General features: G+C 71.0%; 17 protein-coding genes. 11 read left to right on the top strand and 6 right to left on the bottom strand.

Features of this window, described 5'->3' with window-relative positions; genetic code table 11:
* Nucleotides 1-101: 101 nt before the first annotated feature.
* On the top strand, nucleotides 102-248 hold the full coding sequence (locus ACFO6S_RS02360; RefSeq protein WP_378413732.1) for a hypothetical protein: 147 nt from the start codon (nucleotides 102-104) through the stop codon (nucleotides 246-248).
* Here ACFO6S_RS02360 and ACFO6S_RS02355 read toward each other — a convergent pair.
* Nucleotides 245-961 carry a TIGR03089 family protein gene (locus ACFO6S_RS02355; RefSeq protein ID WP_378413730.1) on the bottom strand — a complete coding sequence of 239 codons (717 nt, stop codon included), beginning with the start codon at nucleotides 959-961 and terminating at the stop codon, nucleotides 245-247. The two genes, ACFO6S_RS02360 and ACFO6S_RS02355, sit on opposite strands and share 4 nt — an antisense overlap.
* Before the next feature lie 31 nt (nucleotides 962-992).
* Nucleotides 993-2456 (bottom strand): LCP family protein, encoded by a 1464-nt coding sequence (locus ACFO6S_RS02350; RefSeq protein WP_465269187.1) that lies wholly within the window; start codon nucleotides 2454-2456, stop codon nucleotides 993-995.
* Between the two features lie 252 nt (nucleotides 2457-2708).
* Between ACFO6S_RS02350 and rfbD the strand changes: the two genes are divergently transcribed.
* The 5 genes from rfbD to ACFO6S_RS02325 all read left to right on the top strand — a co-directional run bounded on the left by rfbD (nucleotide 2709) and on the right by ACFO6S_RS02325 (nucleotide 7472).
* Nucleotides 2709-3566: a dTDP-4-dehydrorhamnose reductase gene (rfbD, locus tag ACFO6S_RS02345; RefSeq protein ID WP_378413729.1), complete on the top strand. Its 858-nt coding sequence runs from the start codon at nucleotides 2709-2711 to the stop codon at nucleotides 3564-3566.
* Nucleotides 3567-3576: 10 nt separating this feature from the next.
* Nucleotides 3577-4470 carry a glycosyltransferase family 2 protein gene (locus ACFO6S_RS02340; protein ID WP_378413728.1) on the top strand — a complete coding sequence of 298 codons (894 nt, stop codon included), beginning with the start codon at nucleotides 3577-3579 and terminating at the stop codon, nucleotides 4468-4470.
* Nucleotides 4460-5575, top strand: coding sequence for a mannose-1-phosphate guanylyltransferase (manB, locus tag ACFO6S_RS02335; protein ID WP_378413726.1), 1116 nt, complete (start codon nucleotides 4460-4462; stop codon nucleotides 5573-5575). Before ACFO6S_RS02340 ends, manB begins: the two co-directional genes overlap by 11 nt.
* Nucleotides 5576-5640: 65 nt before the next feature.
* Complete coding sequence (locus ACFO6S_RS02330) at nucleotides 5641-6417, top strand: SGNH/GDSL hydrolase family protein (protein WP_378413724.1); 777 nt, start codon at nucleotides 5641-5643, stop codon at nucleotides 6415-6417.
* Between the two features lie 119 nt (nucleotides 6418-6536).
* Nucleotides 6537-7472 carry an NAD-dependent epimerase/dehydratase family protein gene (locus tag ACFO6S_RS02325; protein WP_378413722.1) on the top strand — a complete coding sequence of 312 codons (936 nt, stop codon included), beginning with the start codon at nucleotides 6537-6539 and terminating at the stop codon, nucleotides 7470-7472.
* Nucleotides 7473-7550: 78 nt separating this feature from the next.
* Here the strand turns inward: ACFO6S_RS02325 and ACFO6S_RS02320 are convergent, their stop codons facing one another.
* From ACFO6S_RS02320 to cofD, 3 genes are read right to left on the bottom strand one after another with little or no spacing between them, the layout of a single operon-like run.
* A complete protein-coding gene (locus ACFO6S_RS02320) occupies nucleotides 7551-8126 on the bottom strand; it encodes an NUDIX hydrolase (RefSeq protein ID WP_378413720.1) in 576 nt (191 codons plus the stop codon).
* Nucleotides 8127-9482: a coenzyme F420-0:L-glutamate ligase gene (locus ACFO6S_RS02315; RefSeq protein ID WP_378413718.1), complete on the bottom strand. Its 1356-nt coding sequence runs from the start codon at nucleotides 9480-9482 to the stop codon at nucleotides 8127-8129.
* On the bottom strand, nucleotides 9479-10453 hold the full coding sequence (gene cofD, locus ACFO6S_RS02310; RefSeq protein ID WP_378413716.1) for a 2-phospho-L-lactate transferase: 975 nt from the start codon (nucleotides 10451-10453) through the stop codon (nucleotides 9479-9481). The genes ACFO6S_RS02315 and cofD overlap by 4 nt, the downstream gene beginning before the upstream one ends.
* A gap of 501 nt (nucleotides 10454-10954) precedes the next feature.
* On the opposite strand from cofD, the gene ACFO6S_RS02305 reads away from it, so the two are divergent.
* Nucleotides 10955-11191, top strand: coding sequence for a WhiB family transcriptional regulator (locus ACFO6S_RS02305; protein ID WP_378414069.1), 237 nt, complete (start codon nucleotides 10955-10957; stop codon nucleotides 11189-11191).
* Between the two features lie 49 nt (nucleotides 11192-11240).
* Here the strand turns inward: ACFO6S_RS02305 and ACFO6S_RS02300 are convergent, their stop codons facing one another.
* Nucleotides 11241-11735 (bottom strand): metallopeptidase family protein, encoded by a 495-nt coding sequence (locus tag ACFO6S_RS02300; protein ID WP_378414067.1) that lies wholly within the window; start codon nucleotides 11733-11735, stop codon nucleotides 11241-11243.
* A gap of 106 nt (nucleotides 11736-11841) precedes the next feature.
* On the opposite strand from ACFO6S_RS02300, the gene ACFO6S_RS02295 reads away from it, so the two are divergent.
* The 4 genes from ACFO6S_RS02295 (at nucleotide 11842) to manA (ending at nucleotide 16147) form a co-directional block, all read left to right on the top strand.
* Nucleotides 11842-12222, top strand: a complete 381-nt coding sequence (locus ACFO6S_RS02295; RefSeq protein WP_378413714.1) for a DUF3499 domain-containing protein — start codon at nucleotides 11842-11844, stop codon at nucleotides 12220-12222.
* A gap of 120 nt (nucleotides 12223-12342) precedes the next feature.
* Nucleotides 12343-13716, top strand: a complete 1374-nt coding sequence (locus tag ACFO6S_RS02290) for a phosphomannomutase/phosphoglucomutase (RefSeq protein ID WP_378413712.1) — start codon at nucleotides 12343-12345, stop codon at nucleotides 13714-13716.
* 62 nt (nucleotides 13717-13778) lie between these two features.
* Nucleotides 13779-14915 (top strand): tobH protein, encoded by a 1137-nt coding sequence (locus ACFO6S_RS02285; protein ID WP_378413710.1) that lies wholly within the window; start codon nucleotides 13779-13781, stop codon nucleotides 14913-14915.
* A complete protein-coding gene (gene manA / locus ACFO6S_RS02280) occupies nucleotides 14915-16147 on the top strand; it encodes a mannose-6-phosphate isomerase, class I (RefSeq protein WP_378413708.1) in 1233 nt (410 codons plus the stop codon). The genes ACFO6S_RS02285 and manA overlap by 1 nt, the downstream gene beginning before the upstream one ends.
* Nucleotides 16148-16160 lie beyond the last annotated feature (13 nt).

Raw genomic sequence — 16160 nt, 5'->3', positions numbered from 1 at the left:
AATGGGAGCAGTGCGGCGATCGGGGCGCGGCGCGGAGGACACCGCACCGTCATGGCGGTGCGGTGTGACCGTTTCCGGTAACGCAAGGAGTTGAGGGCACCATGGGATCGATCAGTGACGACGTACTACTGGCCATGATCGGGTTGATCGGCGACCTGCTGACAGGCGGGATGGGCGGCCCCGGCGGACCCGGCGGCGGCGGGGGCAGCCCCCTCGGCGGGCTGGGCAGTCTCGGCGGGCTGAGCTAGCCCACCCGGGTCACCTTCTCGGTCGCGGCGCGACGCTCGGCCCGTGCGGCATCCTCGTTGGCGACCTGCACCAGCGAGGCGCCTGCGGCCAGCACGGCCAACAGGTCGTCGGTGAGCTCGCCGGTCGTCGACCAGCGGGAGGTCGAGAGCACCCGGTCGGCGGCGGTCAGTTCCCGCGCGGCCGCGGAGTGCCGGGCGGCCGCCAACACCTGGGCGACGGTCAGTCCGTCCAGGGCCGGAGTGTCGGCGGACGTGGCGTCGGGCCGGAACTGGTCTCCGTGCACGCGGACGGACGTCGCGTAGTCGGTCACGCCGATCGGCAGGTTCTCGGCGGGCCGGCCGAACGCGTCGAGGGACAGCACGGCGACCTCCGGCAGGTCGGCGACCTCGTCGAGGCGGTCGGCGGTCACCAGGGCCAGTTCCGCGTCGTCGGCGGGGGCGAGGACGACCTCGACACCCACCCACCAGCAGCCGAGCAGCACGGCCACGCTCTGCCAGTGCGCGGGCAGCAGCACGCTGACCCGGGCCCCGGGCAGCAGGCCGAACTCGTCGCGGATCAGGTTCGCGGTCTTGGCCGCCCAGTTCGCGAGGGTCAGCGCCGACAGCTCGACCCGCTCGCCGCTCGCGTCGTCGTAGTAGGTGACGCGCGGACCGGCCGGGTCCGTCCGCAGGATCGGATCCAGCAGGGCGGCAGTCAGATTGGTTTCGCTCACGTCGGTAGCTCTCTGTAGGTTCACGCGCTGGTCAGTTCACGCACTGTGGACCCTTGCGGCCGGCATCGACGGCCGGCCCGGGTGGGACGGGGGTGCTGGTGCCCCGGTCGACAACGTCGGAGGTCCGCCCGGAGGAGGCGGTCGCGGACGTCGAGGCCGAGGCCGAGCCCGGACCCGCGTAGTCGGTTGCGAGCACGACGCGCATCGTATCCGCAGGCAGCGACGAGTCGCCGACCACCTGCAGGTCACCCAGCGCGGCCGCCACGGCCTTCGCGCCTGCCGAGTCGGAGTCGGCCGCCAGCACCCGGCTGGTGCTGACCGACGTGCCGGTGTTGTTGCCGACGTTGCCCTCCCGGAAGCCCTTGGCGGTCAGTGCCTCCGCGACCCGCGACGCCATGCCCCCGATGCCGCTGTCGTTCGAGACATCCACGGTGACGCTCGACGGGTCCACCGCCGGCGTCGACTCGGTGTCCGAGTCGTCGGACTTGCCTGCCAACGAGGCCGCGTACTTCCGGACCGCCTGGGGGTCGACCTGCACGATGGACTCGCCGTAGTCGGTCATCGCGTTGATGTCGACGACGGGGATGGTCTCGAACTTCACGTCGCCGCCCGCGAGTCCCTGGAGTTGCCGGGCGAAACCGAGGATGTCCCAGTCGTCGTCGATCACCACAGATCGCTGCACGGCGGCGCTGAGCTGGCCGAGCTTGCCGGGGTTGCTCAGGGTCTTCGCGGACAGCACCTGGTGCACCAGGGACGCCATGAACACCTGTTGGCGGACGATCCGGTCGAGGTCGCCGCGGGGCAGGTCGTGCCGCTGCCGGACGAAGGAGAGCGCATCGGCGCCGCTGAGGGTCTGCTCGCCTGCCGCGAACTTCGCCCCGGACATTGCCTCGTCCACCGGGTTGTTCAGGCAGACGTCGACGCCGCCGACGGCGTCGGTGAGCAGCACGAACCCCAGCAGCCCCACCTCGGCGTAGTGGTCCACGGTCACCCCGGTCAGGTTCGCGACCGACTCGATCAGGGCCTCGCGGCCGGACTGGGTGGCCTGCGCCTCGGCCTCGGCGTCGGATTCGCCCTCCGCCTTCAGGCGGTCGAGTTCGATGGCCTTGGTCGCGCCGAACGCGGCGTTGACCTTGGAATTGCCGATGCCCGGCACGTCCACGTAGGAGTCGCGCGGAATGGACAGCGCGGTCGCGGAGCTCCCGTCGACGGGTACCCGGATCAGCACGATGGTGTCGGTGTTGTCGGCTTCGGCGCTGCCCGCCCGCAGCGAGGCGAGTTCGCCCTGCGAGAGCGGGTTGCCGTGCGCATCGGTGCGGCTGTCGGTGCCGACCATCAGGATGTCCAGGGCGCCGTCCTTGGCGCCGCCGAGCCCGAGCCGGGCGGTGGCGAGATTCGCCTCGAGCGCGTCGACGCTGCGCCAGGCGAACCCGGTGACCACCAGCGCGAGCACGGAGAGCACGGCCACGGCCAACTGAGCCGGCCGGTCGGTCAGTCGACCGCCGCGCGGTGGCGCGCTGCTCGGAGACCTGCCGTCCGACGTGCGGCGATCCGCGGTCCTGCGTTCCGAGGCGCCGCTGTCCGAGGCCCTGCTGTCCGGCACGAGGCCCCTCCGTATCTTCACGACCCGTATCTCTACGACTGTGTCCCGCGTGCTGCCCGCGACGGGTCCGCCGGGCAGTCCCAGGCTACTGACGAAACCGGCCCATCCCCGTCACCTCGGACCGGCGTGCCAGACTTTCCTACTGTGACGAAGATCCTTGTGACCGGGGCCGGTGGCCAGCTCGGCACTGCGCTGCTCCGTCGTGGCGAAGCGCTCGGCTGCGACATTGTCGGGTTCGGCTCCGGTGAGCTGGACATCACCGACCGCGCCGCCGTCGAGGCGGTGGTGCGGCCCGGCACGGTGCTGCTCAACTGCGCCGCCTACACCGCGGTCGACGCGGCGGAGACCGACGAGTCGGCCGCGACCAGGGTGAACGTCGACGGTGCGCGGACCCTGGCCGAGGCGACGGCCCGGGCAGGTGCACGACTGGTCCACGTCTCCACCGACTACGTCTTCGGCGGGGACGCGACCGTCCCGTACGAGCCGGACGCGCCGACCGGGCCGCGGACGGCCTACGGGCGCACGAAGCTGGCGGGGGAGCGGGCGGTGCTGGCCGCGGACCCGACCGCGGTGGTGGTGCGCACGGCCTGGGTCTACACCGGCGTCGGATCCGACTTCGTCGCCACCATGCTGCGCCTGCAGCGCGAGCGCGAGTTCGTCGACGTGGTCAGCGATCAGGTCGGCTCGCCGACCTTCGCCGGTGACCTGGCGGCGGGGCTGCTCGAGCTGGCAGGCCGCGACGTTCCCGGAGGCGTCCTGCACGCCACCAACGCCGGCGAGGCCAGCTGGTTCGACCTGGCCCGCGCGGTCTTCGGTGCGGTCGGCGCGGACCCGGCCCGGGTCCGCCCCTGCGGCACCGCCGACTTCCCCCGCCCGGCCCCGCGGCCCGCCTACTCGGTGCTCTCGCCCGCGGCCTGGTCCGCGGCCGGGCTGACGCCGCTGCGGCCGTGGCGCGAGGCGCTCGGGGCGGCCCTGGCGGAGGTACCCGCCGCCTGCGACTAGGGTTGCCCGCGTGAGTTCGCAGCTGGCCGTGGTGACGGTGACCTATTCGCCGGGTAGGCATCTCCAGGAGTTCCTGGACAGCCTGGCCGACGCAACCCGACTGTCGACGCAGGTCGTGATGGTCGACAACGGTTCGACGGACGGTGCGCCCGAGGCCGCCGTCGCGTCGAACGACAACGTCCGGCTCGTGCACACCGGGGAGAACATCGGGTACGGCGGCGCCATCAACCGTGCGGTCGCCGAACTGGACCCCGCCTGCGAGTTCGTCGTCGTCGCGAATCCCGACATCCGATGGGGAGCCGGCTCCATCGACGCCCTCCTCGAGGCCGCGCAGCGCTGGCCGCGCGCGGGCGCGCTCGGACCGCTGGTGCTCGAGCCGGACGGCAGCGTCTACCCGTCCGCGCGCGAGGTGCCGGGCCTGGTGTCCGGCGCCGGGCACGCGGTGCTCGGCTCGGTGTGGCCGTCGAACCCGTGGACGCAGCGCTACCGCCAGGAGAACGAACAGGTCTCCGAGCGTTCGGTGGGCTGGCTGTCGGGCTCGTGCCTGCTGATGCGCCGTGACGCGTTCGACGCGGTCAACGGCTTCGACTCCCGCTACTTCATGTACATGGAGGACGTGGACCTGGGTGACCGACTCGGCCGGGCCGGCTGGCACAACGTGTTCGTGCCGTCCGCCGAGGTCACCCATGCCAAGGGACACGCCGCCGGCAGGCACCCGGAACTGATGCTGCCGGCACATCACCAGAGTGCCTACCGATTCCAGGCGGATCGGCACCCGCACTGGTGGCAGGCGCCGCTGCGGTGGGCGCTGCGCGGCGGCCTCGCGGTGCGATCGAGGATCGCCGTCGCGTCGGCGGTACGGAAGCGGGCCAATGAAGAGGGGACTACCGGCAATGTCGACTGACTCGGGGGACAACGTGGGCAACGAAATCGTGCGGAACGACGCGGTGGACGCCGTCGTGCTGGTCGGCGGGAAGGGCACCCGGCTGCGGCCGCTGACCCTGTCCGCGCCGAAGCCGATGCTGCCGACGGCGGGACTGCCGTTCCTGACCCACCTGCTGGCCCGGATCCGGGCGGCGGGCATCACCCACGTGGTGCTGGGCACCTCGTTCAAGGCGGAGGTCTTCGAGGAGCACTTCGGGGACGGGTCCGAGCTGGGCCTCGAACTCGAGTACGTCACCGAGACGGAGCCGCTGGGCACCGGTGGCGGCATCCGCAACGTGCTCCCCAAGCTGCGGGCCGACAACGTGGTCGTCTTCAACGGCGACGTGCTCGGCGGGACGGACCTGCGGGCCGTGCTGAAGACGCATGCCGACACCGCGGCCGACGTGACGATGCACCTGGTGCGGGTCGGCGATCCGCGCGCGTTCGGCTGCGTGCCGACCGACGACGAGGGCCGGGTCACCGACTTCCTGGAGAAGACGCAGGATCCGCCGACCGACCAGATCAACGCCGGCTGCTACGTGTTCCGGCGCGAGATCATCGAGAAGATCCCGGCGGGTCGCCCGGTGTCGGTGGAGCGCGAGGTGTTCCCCGGGCTGCTGGCGGACGGTCGGCGGGTGTTCGGCCACGTCGACGCCGCGTACTGGCGTGACATGGGGACCCCGGAGGACTTCGTCCGCGGTTCCGCGGACCTGGTCCGCGGCATCGCGCCGTCCCCGGCGCTGACCGGAACGCGCGGCGAGGCGCTGGTGCACCCCGGGGCCGGGGTGGCACCCGGTGCCGTGTTGATCGGCGGGACCGTGGTCGGCCGCGGCGCGGAGGTCGGGGCCGGGGCGCGGCTCGACGGCGCCATCCTCTTCGACGGCGCCGTCGTCGAGGCCGGCGCGACGGTGGAGCGGTCCATCGTCGGTTTCGGTGCCCGGATCGGCCCGCGGGCCCTGGTCCGCGACGCGGTGATCGGCGACGGCGCGGACGTCGGGGCCCGCTGCGAGTTGCTGCGTGGCGCCCGGGTGTGGCCCGGGGTGACGCTGCCCGACGGCGGGGTCCGCTTCTCCACCGACGTCTGAGTGCGGTCTCACATCGGCCGCACCTGCGGTCGTGTGACCGTGCGCGGGCTGGCACCATGGGCGGGGTGACTTCGTCGGAACCGGTTTTTCATCGCTACGTCGCGCTCGGAGACTCGTTCACGGAGGGTCTCGGTGATCCCGCGCCGGACCGGCCGAACGGCCTGTACGGCTGGGCCGACCGGGTGGCCGAGCAGCTGTCCGGCGTCACCGACGACTTCGCGTACGCCAACCTCGCGGTGCGCGGCAAGCTGCTCGGGCAGATCATCGACGACCAGCTCGAGCCGGCACTGGCGATGGCGCCGGACCTGGTGACGGTCTACGCAGGCGGCAACGACCTGATGCGGCCGTCGGTCGACATCGACGCCCTGGTCGCCCGGTACGACGAGGCGATCGGCGCGCTCACCGCGGCGGGCGCCACGGTCGCGGTGTGGACGGCCTACGACGCCGGCTGGTCGGCGGTGTTCCGCACCCTGCGCGGCCGCACCGCGATCTACAACGAGCTGGTGCGTGCGGTCGCCCGCAAGCACGGTGCGGTGCTGGTCGACTTCTGGAACTTCGAGGGCTACGACGACCTGCGAATGTGGGACTGGGACCGGCTGCACATGTCCAGCGCCGGCCACCAGCGGATGGCCGTCGAGGTGCTCGACGCGCTCGGCGCCGCGCACACGCTGGCCGATCCCGGACTGGGACCGGCGCGCGAGATCAGCCGTCGGGAGGAGCGTCGCGAGGACCTCGCCTGGACGAAGGGCTTCCTGCTGCCCTGGTTCGGTCGGCGGCTGACCGGCAAGTCCTCCGGCGACGGCGTCAGTGCCCGGCGGCCGGCGTTGGCGCCGATCCGCTAGCCGCGGTCGGACCGGCGTCGGATCGGGCTCCCGCTCTCCGAGAAGCGGGGGACGGTGGAGGCCGACTGCGCCATATGTTCGGGTGGGTAGTCCGCACCACCTACAAGAAGAGGCCTTCCATGAAGATCCTGATCGTCGGCGGCACCGGCATGATCGGTGCCCACGCCGCCCTCCACCTGCGTGAGCAGGGCAACGACGTCACCGTCGCCGCGCGCCACCCGCTCGCCGACGACTCGCCGGTGGCGGGCCTGCCGGTCCTGCTCGGCGACTACACCGAGCAGACCTTCACGGCCGGGCAGCTGGCGCCGTTCGAGGCAGTCGTCTTTGCGGCCGGCCAGGACGTCCGGCACATGGCCCCGGGCGTGGACGAGGCCGAGTTCTGGGAGAAGACGCAGTCCGGCGGGGTGCCCCGGTTCGCGGCCCTGGCGAAGGAGGCCGGCGTGTCCCGCTTCGTGCAGGTCGGCAGCTACTACCACCACCTGCGGCCCGAGTACGCCGACACCATGCCGTACGTCGCGGCGCGGAAGGCGGCCGACGAGGGCGCGCGTGCCCTCGCCGACGAGAACTTCACCGTCTCGACCCTGAACCCGCCGTCGATCCTCGGCGCGATCAGCGGCGTGTCCGCCAAGCGGTACCGCAAGATGTTCTCCTGGGCGGCAGGCAACGAGCCGCAGATCCCGGACTTCGCCCCGACCGGCGGCACCAACTACCTTTCGGCCCGCTCGCTGGCCGAGGCGATCTGGGGCGCACTGCAGCGCGCCGAGTCCGGCAAGGCGTACCTGATCGGGGACCAGAACCTCACCTTCCGTGAGTACTTCCAGATGATCGTCGACGCCGCAGGCGGCGACCGGGTCATCGAGGAGCGCGACGAGGAGCATCCGTTGCTACCGGACAGCTACATCGTGCAGGGCCGCGGCGGCGTCCTCGCGTACGAGCCGGCCGCGGCCGACGTCGAACTGCTCGGCTACACCCGCAACGACTGCGCGCGGGCCCTCACCGAGATGGAGCAGCTGGTGACGCAGGCCGTCGCGGCCGGCCGCAACGGCGCGTCCTGACCAACCCGCAGAGCTGACGAGACGGGCCGGTCCCGCTGGGTTGTCCAGCGGGACCGGCCATTTCGTGTTCCGGGGCGGTCAGTCCGGTGGGCCGGCGGACGGCGCCCCGAGCGTCGCTGCCAGCCGGACCAGGTGGTCGATCGTCGTCTTCTCGGCCCCGTCGGGCAGGTCGTCGACCGGGAACCAGCGCAGGTCCTGCGACTCGTCGCTGATCGCGATCGGCGCACCGTCCGGCGCCCGCACCAGGAACCGCAGGTCCAGGTGGCGGGTCGGCACTCCCAGCGAGCACGTGATCGGGTGCGTGTGCGCGGAGAGCAGTCGCGGGTCGATCCGCAGTCCCTCGATGCCCGACTCCTCCCGGGCCTCCCGCAGCGCCGCGCCGACGACGGTCTCGTCGCTGGGCTCGCAGTGCCCACCGAGCTGGATCCACCGGCCCACCCGCGGGTGCAGTGTGAGCAGTACGTGGGTGCCGCTCTCGTCCAACACCAGGGACGAGGCGGTGATGTGCCCGGCTGCGTGGGAGCGCAGGCAGCCGTCGGGTGCCGAGCCGAGGAACGCAAGCATGGTGTGCCGCAAGGATTCCGCGTCATCGGAATCGCCGCGCCAGAGCTCCAGCGCCGCCACCGCGGATGCATGCAGAGATCGTGCGGACATCTAGACCTCCATCAGGGCGTCACCCGCGGCGCGGGGGGTGCGTGGGGACAGCGGCTCGGTGGGATGCCCGACGGCGATCGCGCCGAGCGGCTGCCAGTCGTCCGGCAGGTCCAGCTCGGCCCGCACGACGTCGGCCGCGAAGATCGTCGAACCGATCCAGCAGCTGCCGATGTCCCTGGTCGCCAGCGACACCAGCAGGCCCTGCACGGCGGCGCCGACGGCGACGGTGAACATCGTCGACTCCGCCCGGGTGCGCCGCTCGTCCGGGTAGTCGTGCGCACCGTCCGGCACGCAGAACGGGATGACAACCTCGGGCGCCCGGAAGAGGATGTCGCCGCGGGCCACTCGTCGGTCGATCCGGTCCGGGCTCAGGCCGTCGGCGGCGAGGTCCTCGCGCCAGCGGTTCGCGAGCGTCTCGAGCAGCCGCAGTCGGACCTCCGGCGTGCGCAGCCACACGAACCGCACCGGCCGGGTGTGGTGTGGCGCGGGCGCCGTCAGTGCCTCCGTGACGGCATCGCGGATCGCTTGTGGGTCAACGGGATCGGCGGAGAACTCGCGGACCGACCGGCGCATCAGCAGTGCCTCGCCGCGGCCCTGGGCCAGGGCCTCGTTGGTGCCGAGCCAGAACAGGTCCTCCTCGCCGCGGCGCACCAGGTCGGTGGCGCCCGAGCCGTCGTCGGTCAGCGTCATGCCGCGGACGACGGCGACGGGCACCCCGCCGACCTTGCCCTTGACCAGGTCTCCCGCGGCCGCGAGCTCGTCCGCGATCGCCACCGAGGTGACGAACAGTTCGTTGCCCTGGGCATCCACCGACCCGGCGTAGCCGTGCAGCACCGGCAGCCCGGCGGCCCCGATCGCCGCGTCGGTCTGGCCCATTCGCCAGGCCCGGCCCATGGTGTCGGTGATGACCACGGCAACCGTCACACCGAGCAGTTCGGCGATCCTGGACCGGAGCCGACGGGCGCTCGCGTCCGGGTCGACCGGCAGCAGTGCGAGTTCGGTCGGGTGCACGTTGGATCCGTCGATGCCCGACGCGGCCTGGACGATACCGAGCTTGTTCTCGGTGATCAGGGTGCGGCCCTTGCGGGCCACCACGCGTACGGCCTCCTGGTCGACCAGGACTCGCCGGGCCGCGTCGCGTTCGTCAGGATCGGTGGGGGAGGGCACAATTCGGCCCTCCACCTTCGATGCGATCTTGCTGGTGACCACCAGCACGTCGCCGTCGGCGAGCCACGGCGCGGCCTCGGCGAGGGCGCGGGCCAGGTCGTCGCCGGGCCGGAACTCGGGCAGCCCGAGGACGGGCAGGATCTCGACGGCCGCGCGTGCGCCGTGGTCGTTCACGTCCTGGTCGGTCACACCGTCACCCCGGCCAGTCGCAGCGCCGCGCGCGCCATCTCCGCGGTGGTCTCCGGATCGGACATCAGCAGTGGGACCGCCTCGACCGCGACACCGGGCACCTCCGCGGTGTCGGTCTCGTGGATCAGCCAGCCGTCCAGGATTCCGGTGCTCGACCGGGCCCCGTAGTGACGCCCGATCGCCTCGGCAGAGGTCTCGACGCCGATCACCTCCAGGCACTCGTCGGCCATGCCGCGCAACGGTTTTCCGTCGATCACGGGGGACACGCCGATGACCTTCGCGGTCCCGGTCCGCAGCGCGCCGCGGATCCCGGGAACGGCGAGAATCGCGCCGATGCTGACCACCGGATTGGACGGCGCCAGCAGGATTGCGTCGGAGTTCTTCAGGGCCTCGAGTACGCCGGGTGCCGGCGTCGCCTTGTCCGCGCCGATGTGCGCGAAACTGTGTGTCGGTACCTGTGCCCGATATCGAACCCACCATTCTTGGAAGTGAATTGCTCGCTGTTCGCCAGATTCCGAATCGGTAATCACTACGTGCGTTTCGCTGCGGTCGTCGGTCACGGGCAGCAGGGTCACGCCGGGCTGCCAGCGGTTGCACAGGGCCTCGGTCACCGCGGAGAGCGGGTAGTCCGCACGCAGCATCTGGGAGCGGATCAGGTGCGTGGCGATGTCCCGGTCGCCCAGGCCGAACCAGTCCGGTTTGGCGCCGTACGCGGCGAGTTCCTCCTTGGCGTGCCAGGTTTCGCCGACGTGGCCCCAGCCGCGCTCCGGGTCGATTCCACCCCCGAGGGTGTACATGCAGGTGTCCAGGTCTGGGCAAATCCGCAGCCCGTGCATCCACACGTCGTCGCCGACGTTGACGATTGCGGTGATCTCGTTCTCGGTCGTGTCCTCCGTTTGCGCGAGCAGGCTACGAACTCCCTGCAGAAAACGCGCCCCGCCGACCCCGCCTACCAATACAGTGACTCTCACGCCTACGAGCCTATGCGGCCGGCGTCGGTGCTGGGGAGTGGTGCCGCTGCGCGGTCGCGCGCACACCTCGGCACGCCGAGGTCCGGATGAGGCTGTCCGCGACAGGATTCGCCGGTCGGCGAGGATAAGGGAAAATTAGCTGACGGCTTGACCCTGAGTTGCTGGGCGTGTCTAATCACACGTGAGTCATTTCCTGCTCATCAACCGAGATCCATTGTGGTGAGCGGGAATTTGATTGCCTGTTAAATCAGTCGGGGGGTCCCGGCTTGTTACAAATCAACATCAGCGAGTCAAGATACAAATTTACATCAGCGAGTCAAGAGGTGAGGAGGCTTGATGTCCATCCAGTTCGCGGAATCACGATCTCTCCAAAGCGCCATTGAAGGGGAACCGCAGAGCATCGCCACGGGGGGTGATGTGCCGGAGACTGCCGGTGACGAGCGAGATGTCACCGAAGGTGCCCGGCCGGTATTGAGTTTGGTGACAACCGGTTTCGATGACATGTTCGAAACCATCGAGGAGCAGTGGCAGGAGCGTGCACTGTGTGCGCAGACCGACCCGGAGGCGTTCTTCCCTGAGAAGGGCGGCTCCACCCGGGAGGCCAAGCGGATCTGCCTCGGCTGCGAGGTGCGCGGGGAGTGCCTCGAGTACGCGCTGGCCAAGGACGAGCGCTTCGGCATCTGGGGCGGCCTGTCCGAGCGCGAGCGCCGGCGCCTCAAGCGTGGGGTTGTCGTCTAGTCCGAAATTTGTTCGGTGGAGTTACCAACCGTGACTGCGGCTTTCGCTGTCAGTCGTCCGGTTCGCCGGTGAGGTCAGGGTCGACCACCTCGGGATCGATACCGAGGTAGGTCGCCACCTGGCGCACCAAGACCTCGTTGAGAAGATCAACGAGGTCTTCTTGGCGTTTGGCCCGAAGTTCCAGTGGGCGACGGAAGAGCACCAGTCGTGCCCGGGTGGTCGCGCCGTGTCGATCGACCCCCGCCGGGACCAGGCGCGACAGCGGAACCGGCCCCTCGGCCACCACCTCCGGCGGCCAGGTCACCGAATTGGGATCGAGCGCACGAATTTTGGGCACTTCGTCGACGGCGATGTCGAGCTTGGCGATGCGATCGTGCCAACGACGGTCGATCGGTGCGAAGGCCTCGAGGACCAGCAGGTCGAACCTTTCGGCTCGACTGCGCCACGCGGGGACACCCGCAGGCAGGACCGGGCCGCGGATTCCGCGCCCCCGGCGTGCCGCCGATCGAGAACTCAGTGGTCGACCGTGCCGCGCTCTGTGCATGGATGTCAATCCTACCGACTTCGACGCGGGACGATCCCATCGACAGTGGCGGCCACCCGGTGTGTCCGAGTAGGAGTTGGTGGACGGGCGGGCTACCCTCACACTCGTGATACCACTACGTCGATGCTGCCGGCCGGGTTGCAAGCACCCCGCCGTTGCGACGCTGACGTACGTCTACTCCGACTCGACCGCGGTGGTCGGTCCGCTCGCCACGATTGCGGAGCCGCACTCCTGGGACCTGTGTGACCCACACGCCTCCCGGATCACCGCGCCCAAGGGCTGGGAAATGGTGCGCTACGAGGGCGGATTCGCCACCAGTCCGGACGAGGACGACCTGACCGCGCTGGCCGAGGCCGTGCGTGAGGCGGGTCGGGGTGAACGTGTGCACGTCGAGTCCGGTGCTGCCGAGCGAGCGGTCCCGGTCGCCGCCGCGCCACGCACCGGCCGTCGCGGGCACCTGCGGGTGCTGCCCGATCCCAACAGTTAGCCGAGCTCACCAGTGCCGATTCGGACAGTCGGTCCGGGGCACTAGGCTGACTCGTGAGAGACGGCTCTTCTCCGAGAGAAGCGCGCGAGATGACAGTCCCCGAAACGCAGGAGAATTGCAGTGGCACGTTCCGCCGAATCCGTCCATGCCGTGATCAAGGCATACGACGTGCGGGGGGTGGTTGGTGAACAGATCGACGCCGACTTCGTGCGCGACGTCGCCGGGGCATTCGCCCGACTGGTCCGCGACGGGTCCGACTCCGCGACCCGGGTGGTAGTCGGGTACGACATGCGCGCCTCGTCGCCGGAACTGTCCCGGGCCTTCGCCGACGGGGTGACCGCGCAGGGACTCGACGTGGTCCTGATCGGTCTGGCCTCGACCGATCAGCTGTACTTCGCGTCCGGTCTGCTCGACTGCCCCGGCGCGATGTTCACCGCGAGTCACAATCCCGCCCAGTACAACGGAATCAAGCTCTGTCGCGCGGGCGCCAAGCCCGTCGGTCAGGACACCGGCTTGGACGTGGTGGCCGGTGAGGTCATCGCCGGGGTGCCGACCCACGACGGTGCCGCCGGTTCGGTGACCGAGCAGGACGTGCTCGAGGAGTACGCGTCCTTCCTGCGCGGACTGGTCGACCTGTCGGCCATGCGGCCGCTGACGGTGGCCGTCGACGCGGGCAACGGGATGGGCGGGCACACCGTGCCCGCCGTACTCGGCGCGCTGCCGGTGGCGGTTCAGCCGTTGTTCTTCGAGCTGGACGGCACCTTCCCGAACCACGAGGCGAACCCGCTCGACCCCAAGAACCTGGTGGACCTGCAGGCCCACGTGCGCGCCACCGGTGCCGACATCGGGTTGGCCTTCGACGGCGACGCGGACCGCTGCTTCGTCGTCGACGAGCTGGGCAACCCGGTCTCGCCGTCCGCGGTCACCGCGCTGGTCGCCGAGCGCGAACTGGCGAAGGAGCCGGGCGCCACCGTCATCTACAACCTGATCACCTCGCGGGCCGTGCCGGAGCTCGTCGCCGAACTCGGTGGGACCGCGGTGCGCACCCGGGTGGGGCACTCGTTCATCAAGCAGCAGATGGCCGAGACCGGCGCGGTGTTCGGCGGCGAGCACTCCGCGCACTACTACTTCCGTGACTTCTGGGGTGCGGACTCGGGGATGCTGGCCGCACTGCACGTGCTGGCCGCACTCGCAGGTCAGGATCGCCCGCTCTCGGAGATGATGGCGGGATACGAGCGGTACGCGGCCTCGGGTGAGATCAACTCGACCGTCGCCGACGCCGCGGACCGCACCGAGGCCGTGCTGGCGGCGTTCGAGGATTCGGCCAAGTCCGTCGACCGGATGGACGGGGTGACCGTCGACCTCGGCGACGGTTCCTGGTTCAACCTGCGTGCGTCGAACACCGAGCCGCTGCTGCGGCTGAATGTGGAGGCTCGCACGGCGGAGGACGTCGATTCGTTGGTAGCTGAGATACTGGCAGTGGTGCGCGCCTAGCTGCGCCGGGAACGACACGTGCGGACAACTGCCGGCGGGCAGTGGGAGAAAGGAGCGGTGCGATGACAGCTCCCTCACCCCTTCTCGACCTCGACGACGCGGCGAGCGTCGCCGCCGCAGATCTCGACGGCGTCATGCGTGCCGCGGCACTGGGCGGGGCCCAGGTCAGGGCGACGGCCGCGGCCGTCGCCGAGGGCGCGCTGGACCGGTTGACCGGTCTGCGACCGCGCAGCGTGGTGCTGGTGACCGGTCCGGGGCGCGCCGATGCCGCCGCGTCGGTGCTGGTTGCGGCGCTGGGGCCGCGGATCGGGCTGCCATTGCTGCACCTGACCGCGGTACCGCCGTGGGTCGGGCCCCTCGACGTGGTGGTGGTCGCCGGCGACGACGCCGGTGACCCGCGCCTGCTCGAGGCCGCAGACGGGGCCCTGCGACGGGGCGCAGAGGTGGTGTTGGCGGCACCCGACGAGGGGCCGCTGCGGGCCGCAGGCGCCGGGCGGGCGATGTCGCTGCCGCCGCGGATCCGCGTCCCGGACCACCACGGTTTCCCGCGCTACCTCGCGGCCGGACTGGCGGTGCTGAGCGTGCTCGACTCGGTGCGGGCAGGCGAGTTGCTGCCCGACCTGGGTGCGCTCGCCGACACGCTGGACGCCGAGGCGCTGCGCGGACACCCCGAACACGAGGTGTTCCACAACGTGGCGAAGCAACTGGCGGTGCGGATGCGCGCCCGGCGGGTGGTCCTGGCCGGCGACGGCCCGGCGACCACCGCCCTGTCCCGGCACGGCGCCGAGATGATGTTGCGGGTCGCGGGTGTGGTCGCGGGCGCGGCCGACCTCGCGGACGTGCTGGCGGCGCGGGCGCGGTTCGCCGTGGCCGAGCCCGCCCGGTCCGCGGACTACGACCCGATCTTCCACGACGAGCAGTTGGACGGACCGCCGCCGTCGCCGCCGGTCCGGGTTTTCGTGCTGGCCACGGCCGCGCAGCGGACCGTCGCGAACAGGCGGATCGCCGCGCTGCCGGATGCCGAACTGGTGCTCGCGGCGGCGGAGGAGGGCGCGAGCGACAGGGGGGATCGTGACATGGGTGGGTCCGAGAGTGCGGGGCGTGGGCCGAGCAGCGGAACCGAGGTGGAGCAGTTGGCGGTGCTCTCGGTCCGACTCGAGATGGCGGCCGCGTACCTGCGGTTGATCGGCGGAGACTAGTGCACCTGCTCGACGGTGCACTGCGCACCTATGCCTGGGGCTCCCGCACGGCGATCGCCGCACTGTGCGGCCGGCCGGTGCCCTCGAACCATCCCGAAGCGGAACTCTGGCTGGGCGCCCACCCGGCGAATCCTGCGCACCTGGTGACCGACGACGGCGCGGTGTCGCTCGGCGACGTCATCGCCGCCGATCCTGCAGGCCAACTCGGGTCCCGGGCCCGCACCGGGTTCGGGGACCGGCTGCCGTTCCTGCTCAAGCTGCTCGCCGCGGAGGAACCGCTGTCGCTGCAGGCGCATCCGAGCGCGCAGCAGGCGAAGGAGGGCTTCGAGCGGGAGGAGGCCGCCGGGATCCCGTTGACGTCGGCGGAGCGCAACTACCGCGACGACAGCCACAAGCCGGAACTCGTGGTCGCGCTGACCACCTTCGAGGCGCTGGCCGGATTCCGGGATCCGCACCGAACGGTGGAGCTGCTCCGTGCCCTGGCGGTGCCGGAACTGGACGGCCACATCGAACTGCTTGCCGGGCAGCCGGACTCGGCCGGTCTGCGCGCGCTGTTCACCACCTGGATCACGCTGCCCCAGCCAGCTCTCGCCGCGCTCCTGCCGCGGATTCTCGAGGGCTGCGTGCAGTACCTGGCCGGTGCGGGCGCGACGCCACGAGAGTTCGGCAGCGAGGTGCGGACCGTCCTCGAGCTGGGCGAGGCGTACCCCGGTGATGCCGGGGTCCTGGCGTCGATCCTGCTCAACCGGGTGACCCTGCAGCCCGGCGAGGGGCTGTTCCTGGACGCCGGAAACCTGCACGCCTACCTGCACGGGCTGGCGGTCGAGATGATGGCGAACTCGGACAACGTGTTGCGCGGTGGGCTCACCCCCAAGCACGTCGACGTCCCGGAACTGTTGCGGGTGTTGGACTTCGAGCCGTTGACCGGGGCCTTCCGGCTGCCGTCGCCTGCTCCGGGCGGCGGGGTGCACGTCTACGACACCCCGGCACCGGAATTCGCGCTGACCCGCGCGGACCTGTCGACGGACGGTCCGAACCCGGCCGCCGTCGAGTTCGACGTGTCGGGTCCCCGAATCATGCTCTGCACGTCCGGGTCTGTCACAATTCGCGGTGGCGATGACACCCTCGTGCTCGGCCAGGGCGACGCGGCGTGGATCTCGGCGTCGGATCCCTCGGTGACGGCCTCGGCGGTCACCGCGGACGCGCAGTTGTTCTGCGCCTCGGTCGGCTGAGGGTCGGCCCGTC

The organism is Rhodococcus kronopolitis, assembly GCF_042654025.1.
Lineage (GTDB): Bacteria > Actinomycetota > Actinomycetes > Mycobacteriales > Mycobacteriaceae > Rhodococcus_G > Rhodococcus_G kronopolitis.
Note: the sequence above shows the minus strand (reverse complement) of the source record. Positions and strands in the feature narration are given on the sequence as shown.

Excerpts from the sequence above, each read along its gene's own strand:
- ACFO6S_RS02360 (WP_378413732.1), top strand. The coding sequence starts at position 102 with ATGGGATCGATCAGTGACGACGTACTACTGGCCATGATCGGGTTGATC.
- manB (WP_378413726.1), top strand. The coding sequence starts at position 4,460 with ATGTCGACTGACTCGGGGGACAACGTGGGCAACGAAATCGTGCGGAAC.
- ACFO6S_RS02325 (WP_378413722.1), top strand. The coding sequence starts at position 6,537 with ATGAAGATCCTGATCGTCGGCGGCACCGGCATGATCGGTGCCCACGCC.
- ACFO6S_RS02320 (WP_378413720.1), bottom strand. The coding sequence starts at position 8,126 with ATGTCCGCACGATCTCTGCATGCATCCGCGGTGGCGGCGCTGGAGCTC.
- ACFO6S_RS02305 (WP_378414069.1), top strand. The coding sequence starts at position 10,955 with ATGTTCGAAACCATCGAGGAGCAGTGGCAGGAGCGTGCACTGTGTGCG.
- ACFO6S_RS02300 (WP_378414067.1), bottom strand. The coding sequence starts at position 11,735 with ATGCACAGAGCGCGGCACGGTCGACCACTGAGTTCTCGATCGGCGGCA.
- ACFO6S_RS02285 (WP_378413710.1), top strand. The coding sequence starts at position 13,779 with ATGACAGCTCCCTCACCCCTTCTCGACCTCGACGACGCGGCGAGCGTC.